Annotated in this window: 11 protein-coding genes; 8 read left to right on the top strand and 3 right to left on the bottom strand. The window is 55.9% G+C overall.

The features are described 5' to 3' along the window. Nucleotides 1–393: 393 nt before the first annotated feature. From RT018_RS06680 to RT018_RS06670, 3 genes are read right to left on the bottom strand one after another with little or no spacing between them, the layout of a single operon-like run. Nucleotides 394–1,905, bottom strand: coding sequence for an AAA family ATPase (locus RT018_RS06680; RefSeq protein WP_312940382.1), 1,512 nt, complete (start codon nt 1,903–1,905; stop codon nt 394–396). Between the two features lie 12 nt (nt 1,906–1,917). Then, nucleotides 1,918–3,312 carry a DUF2201 family putative metallopeptidase gene (locus tag RT018_RS06675; RefSeq protein WP_312940380.1) on the bottom strand — a complete coding sequence of 465 codons (1,395 nt, stop codon included), beginning with the start codon at nt 3,310–3,312 and terminating at the stop codon, nt 1,918–1,920. Nucleotides 3,313–3,327: 15 nt separating this feature from the next. Beyond that, the gene (locus RT018_RS06670) at nt 3,328–4,299 is read right to left on the bottom strand and encodes a leucine-rich repeat protein (protein ID WP_312940379.1); all 972 of its coding nucleotides are present in this window, start codon (nt 4,297–4,299) and stop codon (nt 3,328–3,330) included. Nucleotides 4,300–4,532: 233 nt separating this feature from the next. On the opposite strand from RT018_RS06670, the gene RT018_RS06665 reads away from it, so the two are divergent. The 8 genes from RT018_RS06665 to RT018_RS06630 form a co-directional block, all read left to right on the top strand. Beyond that, nucleotides 4,533–4,907, top strand: coding sequence for a GntR family transcriptional regulator (locus RT018_RS06665; protein WP_312940377.1), 375 nt, complete (start codon nt 4,533–4,535; stop codon nt 4,905–4,907). A gap of 3 nt (nt 4,908–4,910) precedes the next feature. Next, nucleotides 4,911–5,762, top strand: a complete 852-nt coding sequence (locus tag RT018_RS06660) for an ABC transporter ATP-binding protein (protein WP_312940376.1) — start codon at nt 4,911–4,913, stop codon at nt 5,760–5,762. Continuing rightward, a complete protein-coding gene (locus RT018_RS06655) occupies nt 5,759–6,379 on the top strand; it encodes an ABC-2 transporter permease (protein WP_312940375.1) in 621 nt (206 codons plus the stop codon). The genes RT018_RS06660 and RT018_RS06655 overlap by 4 nt, the downstream gene beginning before the upstream one ends. Before the next feature lie 345 nt (nt 6,380–6,724). Continuing rightward, complete coding sequence (locus RT018_RS06650) at nt 6,725–7,549, top strand: transketolase (RefSeq protein WP_312940373.1); 825 nt, start codon at nt 6,725–6,727, stop codon at nt 7,547–7,549. After that, nucleotides 7,549–8,532, top strand: a complete 984-nt coding sequence (locus tag RT018_RS06645; protein ID WP_312940371.1) for a transketolase C-terminal domain-containing protein — start codon at nt 7,549–7,551, stop codon at nt 8,530–8,532. Before RT018_RS06650 ends, RT018_RS06645 begins: the two co-directional genes overlap by 1 nt. A 13-nt stretch (nt 8,533–8,545) precedes the next feature. Beyond that, nucleotides 8,546–9,613, top strand: coding sequence for a zinc-binding dehydrogenase (locus RT018_RS06640; protein ID WP_312940369.1), 1,068 nt, complete (start codon nt 8,546–8,548; stop codon nt 9,611–9,613). Next, the gene (locus RT018_RS06635) at nt 9,610–10,077 is read left to right on the top strand and encodes a DNA-binding protein (protein WP_312940368.1); all 468 of its coding nucleotides are present in this window, start codon (nt 9,610–9,612) and stop codon (nt 10,075–10,077) included. Before RT018_RS06640 ends, RT018_RS06635 begins: the two co-directional genes overlap by 4 nt. Nucleotides 10,078–10,136: 59 nt before the next feature. After that, nucleotides 10,137–10,477, top strand: a 341-nt coding sequence (locus tag RT018_RS06630; protein WP_397359863.1) for a TRAP transporter substrate-binding protein, incomplete at its 3' end; no start/stop codon positions are given.

Raw genomic sequence — 10,477 nt, 5'->3', positions numbered from 1 at the left:
CCGTTCCCGCGTCTGTTCCCGCCGCATCCGCTTCGGAGGAAGAAGACGCAATCGGCTCCGTCGGCGACTGGACGCGGTCATCCGCCAGCACCGGCAGCGCGACGGCCATTGTCAGCAAGGCCGCCAATAGCAGCGCTAAGGTTCGTTTCATACAGATCTCCTTTTATCTGCGCCAGGCGCAAAGTTAGTGGGTGCTAAGTCTCCGACCGACCGTTCGGTCGGAGACAATTATTATAGGCGCGGAAGTCTTGTCTGTCAAGAAAAATTTTCCCCTTGGCAAACTTTCTTAACAGTTCAGAATTGTGAAATGAGAAGCTCGTTCAAATTCCAATCAGGTACGTGCATTCACGCAAAAATACGGGGACCCTGTATGCCGGGTCCCCGTATTTTTATCTATTCTTTGGACTGCTCCGCCTTGAGTTCCCGGCGCAGCTGCGTGCGGCGATCGTCAAGCAGCAGTTCTTTGTTGTGACGGTAATAGGCCTCACAGCCAAACTGCTCCACGAACCAAGAGGTGTCATATCCGGCGGTAATCTCCGTCACGAAAACCACCAGCTCCTGCGAGTCGCCAATGGCTTCCTCCAAAAAGCGAAATACATTGTCATAGCGGCGACCCGTTTCCTCGGCGGCAGTCTTGCGAGTCTCTACCTCTGCACCAAACCATTCCCGTATTGCGTCCATGGCCAGCTCGTCGCGCACGCCTCGGTCCTCCAGATTCTGCCGATAGCGGGCCAAGGCATCCAGCTCCCGCTGCTCCAAGTTGCGGCGCTCCTTGTCCGTCTGCCCCGCGGCGGCGGCGCGGCGCATGGCCTCTCGACGGCCATCTTCCAGCGCCAGTAAGGCTTCCGCCGCCCCGGTTTCTGCCCCGAGGCGGGCCTTGAAGTCGGTGAGATCGGCGTGGAGAGCCTCCGTCAGCGCGTCCTGCATACGGACGTGGTTTGCCTCCTGCCCAAGGCGGCCCAGCAGCAACCCCAGCACCGACAGTTTTTCGTCGAAGGGAGCGCTGCGCAGCTCGGAAACGGACACCGCGGCCCACTTCCCCTCCAGAATTTCATCCACCCGCCAGGTCCGCTGATACTTGGCATAAAGCTCTAGATATCCGACAAAATCCCGGGCGATGCGGGGTAACTGGATATATTGCCCCACCACTTCGGCCCCAACCCGAAGGCCAAGCGTCTCATAGGCAAAAAGCAACTCGCTCAAATCCTCCCAGCCCCGGGCCGTGGCAAACTGTACGCCGTCCACCGTGGTTTCGATGCGGTAAAAATGCTCCCGTTTGCTGTCCAGATATGACACCACTGCCCCGTGAAGCCCTTTGCGGCGAGCGTATTCCTTCCAGACGGTGAAATCCTCCTCAATGTCCATACGCTTCACCCGGTCCAGCGTCACCACGTCAAAATCCCGGACAGAGCGATTATACTCCGGGGGATTTCCCGCCGCTGCAATCAGCCAGCCCTCCGGCAGCTTCTGGTTTCCAAAGGTCTTGTTCTGCAAGAATTGCAGCATCATGGGAGCCAGCGTCTCGCTGACGCAGTTAATTTCGTCCAGAAACAAAATTCCCTCCCGCAGGCCGGTTTGCTCCATCAAATCGTAGACCGAAGCAAGAATTTCGCTCATGGTATACTCCGTGACGGAAAACTCCCGCCCGTTATAGGTGCGCTTTTCAATGAAGGGCAGCCCCACAGCACTTTGGCGGGTGTGGTGCGTGATGGTATAAGACACAAGGCCCACCCCCGTCTCCGCCGCGATCTGTTCCATAATTTGCGTTTTGCCGATGCCCGGAGGGCCCATCAGAAGCACGGGCCGCTGTCGGTTGGCGGGAATCAGGTAGTTCCCCAGCTCATCTTTGGCAAGATACGCCCGCAGGGTATTTGTAAGCTCCTCTTTCGCCTGTTTGATGTTCATTCGTCTGTCTCCTTACAACTCCGGCAGTTCCAGAAGGTCATCCTCGTCCCGTTCGTCCACTCCGCCGGGGTTCTCCGTATACGCCGGTTCTCCCGCCTGATGCGCGGCGGCTTCCAGCTCCTGCTCCGTCAGCGTCAGACGGATGGCCCATGGCGGCACATCGATCCCCAGCGCCGGGTCCTCCGGCATCACAAACGCCGCTTCATAGGGCGGGCGCTTTTCGGGATACCGGCCCATCCCGTCGGTAAAGTAGATCAATCCCCGCAGTCCCGCCAATTCCCCTGCGGCGCGCAGCTCTTCCACATGAGAAAACACCGGGCGAAAGTCCGTGGCGCTGCCGCCGATGAGTTGAAAATTCTCCATATAGGCTTTTAAGTCCTTTAAATCATGGAGGGCCGTATCATCCCGCACCCGGTCGTCGCATTGGATTACTCGAATGTTCACCCGTGTGGAAAAGGTTTCTGTGCTTTTTAGAATCGAATAGGTGGCGGAGAGAAATTGCCGCACCAGCTCCCCCGAGGTGGACATGGAGGTGTCAATGGCGATGACAAAATCCTCGATGCGCTTTTCCTCCCGCGTCTCCGGCGACTCCACCAAGGGCAGGTTGCCGTAAAGCCGCAGTCCGTATGCATAGAAGCCATAATCAAAGCCATCCGCATCCACGCCCTGCACCTCCCGCGGGACAGCAAACCGCCTGAGAAAGGCCCGGTAGTCAACGCCCGGACGATTCGCCACCTTCACCTGCTCGTAAACCGCCTCGCCGCCCACGGCTCTGCCCGCCAGCACTGTTTCCATCCCCGTCTGCGCCCGCTCGGACGCGGCGCGCCACTTCTGGTCCTGACGCTCGTTGCGCTCCTGATCCTTCTTCCCTTGCGGGTCCCAAAGCCCGTGGTCATCGGCAAAGAACTCCCGCTGGAGCCGTGCTCGCTCGTATTCGGGCAGATCCCGGCGCAAAAGTTCTCGATAAATTCCCTCAGCGGTGAGCACCTTCATATGCTCCCGCAGGCTTCCATACAGGCTGCGGCGCATGGGCGCAGGGGCAATTCCAAGACAGGGACTGGTCAGCCCGTCCAAAATACTCTCCACGGCGACATCGCAGCTCAAGTCCCACAGTTCCGGTTCCCGGCCCTGCTTTTTGGCGAGATGGCGCAGCAGACAATGGAGAATCGTGTGGAGGTACGCCCGGTTGATGCTCTCCGCGCCCCGCAAAAAGCGCTCAGAGAGATAGTCCGCATCGTAATACAGTGTTTCTCCGTCGGTGGCAATGGCCAGCGTCATCCCGTTTGCCGGAAGAAATGCAAGTCCACTCAGCGCCGCGTCCAAATATGGGAAATTCAGATACAGTTCGCTCTGGGCCGCCCGCAAAATTTCTCGTCCGATTTCCTCCCGTGTTTTTTTCTCTGCCACAGCACTGCCGCCCCCTTACAAGTCAAATGATTTATGAAGCCCTTCCGGGCCGCCTTCCCGCAGCCGCTCCAACAGCAGCGCCAGCGGCTCCGTTAACCCCAACCGTCGGGCCGTCTCCGCCGCCGTGCGCAAAGTGTCCCCGTCCGCGCCACTCAGGGGCAAAAACCATGCAAGGCCCCGGCTGTCCCGCCCTTCAAGAAGCCATGCCAGCACGTCCTCCGTCCGGCTCTTCAAATACGTCCGGTAACGCTCACCCGCTTGTTCCGTCAGCTCCCGGGGCGCGCGCAGCCGGTGCCATGCAAGGCGCAGGGCGCAATTGGGGTCGTGCTCTTTTTCCAAAAGGCCGGGAAACAGTCGGTCATACTCCTGAAGGGACAGTGCCCGGTCCCGGAACACATGGCGATAGGGATAGCCCGAGCCGTAGAGGTGAAAATCAAAGTGGTGGGCGGGGGCGTTTTCCTCCAATACCTCCCGATACTCGGGGAAGATCAGCCGTGCTGTCTCCCCGTCGGGATAGGCAACGCTTACGTCCAGCTCTGTGGCCAGCTCCCCTGTAATATAGGAAAGGCTCTCCGCCCTGCCGTCCCGCGCCCGGACGAAAAACCGGCGCAGATCGCCGCAGTTCATAAACACGCCGCTGCCCCAATCGTGCACCGGTTCCGCAAAGTGCAACTCCATCAGGGCAGAGCAGTTGTAAAACGCGTAATCCCCCACCCGCCGCAGCGTGGGCGGAAGGGTCACGGCCTGGATGCCCCGTGGTTTGTCCCCCGGCGCTCCCCCTCCGCAGACAATGCGCAGGGGTTCCCCCTCCGGCGCGGGGCGATTGGGAGAAAAAGCATGGTGTCCCAATGCCGTCACCGGAAGGCCCCGGACCCGCTCCGGCAGGAAAACATGCTGTTCCCCGGAAGCCGCAGCCGTCACTTCCCCCCCATCGGGCGCGGGCTTCCACCAGAGCGTCAATGTGCTCTGACCTAACTCCATCTCCATGCCCTCGCCCCTTTCTATCCATCCTGATACACCTGCCACGCAGGGATAGCCGCAGTTCAAGCAGGCATGCGCCTGCAACGCGGACATTGTACCATAGTTTTCGCCGCTTTTACAGTGTTTTCCCCGCCGATTCCCCAGTGAAAAAAAATTCTTTGGGCTTCCAAAATTTTTTCCTTGACATTTTTCTTTAGCTGTATATACTGTACATGAACAGTATGCGAGGTGAACACAGTTTGGAAATCTTATTGAGTAATTCCTCCAGCGCACCCATCTACGAGCAGATTGCCTCCCAGATTCGGGATCAGATTGTAGCGGGGTCGCTGGATCAGGGGGCTGCGCTGCCCTCCATCCGAGCGCTGGCAAAGGACCTGCGCATCTCCGTCATCACCACCAAACGAGCCTATGACGAGCTGGAAGCGGAGGGCTTTGTTTACACGGTGGCAGGCAAGGGCTGCTTTGTGGCGGAACAAAACACAGAGTTGATCCGGGAGAGCCGCCTGCGGGAAATCGAAGGCCATTTGCAAGCCGCCGCCGACCTTGCCGGGAGCTGCCGTGTCACGGACGGAGAACTTATTTCGATGCTGCGAATTATTTTAGAGGGAGAATGAACCATGGATGCGATTGAAATAAAAAATGTAAATAAGCGCCTGGGCGATTTCGCTATACAGGATTTAAGCCTTGTGCTGCCTCAGGGGTCCATTTGCGGACTGGTGGGAGAAAACGGGGCGGGTAAAACCACTGCCATCCGCCTGATTATGGATGCCATGCGGCCCGACAGCGGCGAAATCCGCGTTCTGGGGGTGGATAACCGCAGCCCGGAGTTTTGTCGGGTGAAGGATGACGTGGGAATCGTACTGGACGAATCCCATTTTCCAGAAACCCTGAACGCCCGACAGGTTGGCCTCATCATGGCGGATACGTACCAACGCTGGGATGCGGCGACTTACGACGGTTTTTTAAAGCGCTTCAGCCTGCCTCTAAAAAAGGCATTTAAGGATTATTCCCGGGGCATGACCATGAAGCTGGCCATCGCCGTGGCTCTAAGTCACAGCCCGAAGCTTTTGATTCTGGACGAAGCCACCAGCGGTCTGGACCCCATTGTCCGAGATGAGATTCTTGAGATTTTTTCCGAGTTTACCCGGGACGAGAGCTGCTCCATACTGATCTCCTCCCACATCGTCAGTGACCTTGAAAAGCTGTGCGATTACATTGCGTTTCTCCACAGAGGCCGCCTGCGGTTCTCTATGGAAAAGGACGCGCTGCGGGACGAATACGGCATTATCGCCTGCAGCAAAAGCCGTCTTTCGGAGCTGCCCCAAGGGGCGGTGCTAGGCGCGGAGGAATCGCCCTACGGCGCGCGGGCGCTAGTAAAGCGGAGTCTGGTCCCCGCCTCGCTGCCTGTGGAGCGGCCCAGTCTTGAGGATATCATTTTGTTTCTGGTGAAGGGGGAAAAGCAGGGATGAAGGCGCTTTTAAAAAAGGATATATTTGTGCTTCTGCGGCAAATGAAGATGTTTCTTCTGATGATTGCAATTTTTGCGGCGATTCCTCAGGGGAACATGACTGTCTTTGCAATTGTCTACTGCGGCATGCTGCCCTATACTGCTATGGCCTATGACGAGCGGAGCAAATGGGACGATTTGGCCGCCATGATGCCCTATACCGCCAGCGACGTGGTTATGAGCAAATATTTGCTGGGCTGGCTGGCGGTGGTCTGCGCCACGATTTTGAGTGCCCTGAGCAATTTCCTGCTGGGGCTGTTTGTCACATCGAATTTTTCCATGTCCATGCTGCTGCCGTTCATGTGCATGGGCTTTTTGATGATGGCCGTGACTATGCCTCTCATGTTCCGGTTCGGCGTGGAAAAAGGAAGAACGTTTTTTATTCTTCTGATGGTGGTCGTGGCCGTGGGCGGTGCAGGCCTTGTGGCGTACTTAATGGCTCCTGGCGAGAGCGGAGAGATTCCAACAAGGTTTCTTACCATGGTTCTTCAACTTGGCATCCCCCTGCTGTCCGCCGTGCTGACGGCAATTTCGATTCCCCTCTCCATAGCCATGTACAAAAAGCGCAGATACAACTGAGAGGGCACAGCGCGACAGCGTACTCCGTCGAACTCTTCAAAGGTTTTCAAAAGGACCGTTTTCAGCGCATTTATAGAAAAACACCTACAAAACACAGGAAATACGTGCCATTGATCGGCAGACAGCGGGAAATCGCTGTCTGCCGATTTTTTGATGCAACTTTCCCAAAACATGGCGCTACATTGCTCTTACGTCTATTTCCGGGAAGTTTTATTAAATGTTACAAAAACCGACCTCACTTTTTATAAACATTCATTCTTGACGCGTTTTGAAGTCAATGATAGTATAACGTATAAACATCCTACGTTGGATGAAACGAGGTTTCGGAAGAGGAAGGGAGCTATCATGAATAAAGAAGAACTCATCGATAAAGCGTATGAAGTTCGTAAAAATGTCCTGAGAATGGCGCATGTGGACAAGCGCGGTTTTATTTCTCAATCACTGGGTGCCGCGGACTTTTTGACGGTGTTGTATTCCCACGCTATGCGATTCCACGCCGACGATCCGAAATGGGAAGGCCGGGACAGGTTTCTCCTCTCCGCAGGGCACAATGCCATTGCGGTATATGCAGCGATGGCGGAAGAGGGGTTTTTCCCCAAGGACTGGCTGGATACCTATGGTCTTGACAACAGCCATCTTCCCATGTCGTGTATGCCTGCCTATACGCCCGGCATCGAAATTTCCGGCGGCTCCATCGGCCTTGGACTGCCCATTGCCGTGGGCATGGCAATGGGCCTGAAATTAAAGCAGTCTGATGCAAAGGTCTACGTCATGATGGGCGACGGCGAGATGGCCGAGGGCCCCACCTGGGAGGCAGCCATGTCCGCCGGGGCTTATCAGCTTGACAACATCATTGGGATTGTGGACATCAACGGGATTCAGGCGGACGGCTTTACCAGCGCGGTACTGGATACCGAACCTCTGCACGAAAAATTCAGCGCCTTTAAGTTTGATGTGCAGCGGATCAATGGCAACAGCATTACGCAGGTGATGGAAGCGGTGGATAAGGCCAGAAATTCCACTGAAAAGAAACCCCACATCATTCTTTGCGATACCGTACCCGGCACCGGAGTTCCCTTCCTGATCGGCAATCAGAAGAGCCATTTTATCAGTCTGGACGCAGAGGGCTGGGAGCGGGCATTCAGCGAATTGGAAAGGGGTAAGGATTAATGAGCAACCGTATCAAAAGTGTGATCAGCGACTCCAACGTCGTGACAAATCATCCGACCATGGCAGAGCCTTTTGGCAACGCTTTGATTGAGCTGGCCAAGGAAAACGACAAGATTATCGGCCTGAGTGCAGACCTCGCCAAGTATACGGACATTCATGTGTTCCGAGACGCCTTTCCCCAGCGGTTCTATAATCTTGGAATGTCCGAGCAGCTTTTGATGTGTGCTGCCGGCGGCTTGGCCAAGGAGGGGTTCATCCCCTTCGCCACTACATACGCCACGTTTATTGCCAGAAGATGCTATGACTTCATTTCTCAGGCAATTTGCGAGCACAACACCAATGTAAAGATTGTTGGCGGCCTGCCCGGTCTTCAGTCGGGCTACGGTCCCAGCCATCAGGCCACAGACGATCTGGCCATCCTTGGTTCCATGCCCAATCTGACCATCATTGATCCCTGCGACGCGTTGGAAATGCAGCAGGCCACCAAAGCAGTCGCCGCTTTTAACGGCCCGGTATACATGCGCCTCCTGCGTGGAAACCGTGTTCCGGTCGTGCTGGACAAGTACGATTATCAGTTTGAAATCGGCAAGGCCAAGCTGCTGCGGGATGGCGTCGATGTGTTGATGATCTCCTGCGGTGAAATGACCATGCGCTGTCTGGATGCGGCGGAGGCTCTGGAAAAAGACAATATCCACGCGGCAGTTCTGCATGTTCCCACCATTAAGCCCTTGGACCGGGAAACCATTCTGGCAGAGGTGAAGAAATCCGGCCGTCTGGTGGTTACCGCGGAAAACCACAGCATTGTTGGCGGCTTGGGCAGTTTGGTCGCCAATTTGCTGGTGGACGAGCAAGTGTCCGCCGTTTTGAAGAAGATCGCCCTGCCTGACCGTTATCTGGCGGCAGGTACGCTTCAAACCTTGCAAGATACCTACGGAGTTTCTACCAAAACGGTGATCTCACAGGTGAAATCGTATCTGAACTAAGGAGGAGCGCACTTTGAAGGGAACGATGTGCGGCCTTGTCAAGGAGAGCGTGGCACCGGGGAAGTTTGTTTATCGTACAAACCTACCCATACCCCAGATTAATGACGATGAGGTATTAATTAAGATTCGCTGCACCGCTGTATGTGGTACGGATTTGCACATTATGGATTGGGACAAATGGTCTCAGCTGCGGATTAAACCCCCGCTGATTCCCGGCCACGAGATGGCGGGGGATATTGTTGAAGTGGGCAAGGGTGTCCATGGCCGAAAGGTGGGTGATCGAGTTTCCTGCGAAACGCACATTCCCTGCAATCGTTGTTGGTTTTGCAAAAACGGACTGCCCCATATCTGCAAGGATGTCAAGCTGTTTGGCGTAACGGAAAACGGCGCGTTTGCCGAGTATGCCAAGATTCGATGGGACAGCACCTTCCTGCTAGACGACGATCTCTCCTATGAGGCTGCCTGCTTGTTCGAGCCCATGGGTGCGGGCGTGCATGGCGTTGAAAGCGCCGAGGTGGCGGGCAAAACCGTGCTTGTCAGCGGGTGCGGTCCCATTGGGCTGACGGCCATCAGCGCCAGCAAAACCTTTGGCGCAAAGCTGGTCATTGCCTGCGATTTGGTGGACGAGCGCTTGGAAACAGCCCGGGAGATGGGGGCCGACGTGGCTTTGAACAGCGGCAAATGTAATCTGGTTGAAGAAATTCACGAGCTGACCGGCGGCATCGGGGTAGATACCGCCATTGATATTACCGGCGCCGAGCCTGCCATCCGTGCCGGCCTGCGGTGTGTCCGCGCGGCGGGAAGGTTGGTGTGCGTGGGTCTTCCCGCCAAAGATGTCACGTTAGATCTGACCAACGACCTGATTTACCGGGAGGTAGAGATGACCGGTGTTTCCGGCAGAAAAATCTGGGAGACCTGGGCAGACTTTGAAACCGTGATGAAAGGTCCCTACTATAAGTTGGATAAGGTCATTGGCCGACGTTTTGCGCTGAAAGAATTTGACAAGGCACTGGAAGCCATTCAAAGCGGCGTCCCCGGAAAAATGATACTTTACCCTGGAAAGGAACCATTGGAAGTATGAAACACGCAGAGGGAACCCTCAAAAAAGTACACGTGCTGCGCATTGAGCCGGGCGAAGACGTTCTGCTGTCCATTCAACAGTTTTGTGACGAGCACCATATCCTCAGCGGCATTATTCTCTCCGGCATCGGCAGTCTGGACGGCTGCACTTTCTTCGACCCGCAGGAGATGCCGGGCAAGCCCGGGCTTTACGGCTATGTAACCCCCATCAGCAAGCCCACCCCCATCGAGCTGGTGGGCCTGAACGGAATTGTCTGCGGGGAAGCCGATGGGAAGGCGGCGCCCCACATTCATGCCTGCTTTGCGGATGCCGAGGGCAACGAATACGGCGGCCATCTCAAAGAAGGAAACCGGGTGCTTGTAACGGTGGAACTGGCAATTGCCGAATTGTCCGGCATTCGTATGTCCCGAAAACTGGACCCCGTCAAGTCGGTTCCGGTGTTGTTTCCCCAGACAGATCAATGATATACTAAAACGATTTCCAGAAGTACCAAACGCTATATACGTAAAGAGAGGGAAAAAATATGAAGAAGAGAATCTTAGCGGCTTTGCTTTGCGCAGCAATGAGCGCCTCCCTGCTGGCCGGTTGCGGAGACAACTCGGGCTCCGGCAACGGCTCCGGCAGCGCCGCTGCCGCCGGACAGAGCTACACCATGAAGATGCACTTGAGCTTGGGTGAAACCGATCCCGTGTACAAGTCCGCCGAGGTGTTTGCAAAGACCGTCAATGAAAAGACCGATGGCGCCATCACTGTGGAGCTGTATCCCAGTTCTTCTCTGGGCAACACCGCAGATTGCCTTGAGGGCCTGAGCCTTGGGATCTGCAACATTGTCTATGAATCCATCGGGAATCTGGCGTCGATGTC

The organism is Oscillibacter sp. (genome assembly GCF_032060045.1).
Classification (GTDB): domain Bacteria; phylum Bacillota; class Clostridia; order Oscillospirales; family Oscillospiraceae; genus Oscillibacter.
Note: the sequence above shows the minus strand (reverse complement) of the source record. Positions and strands in the feature narration are given on the sequence as shown.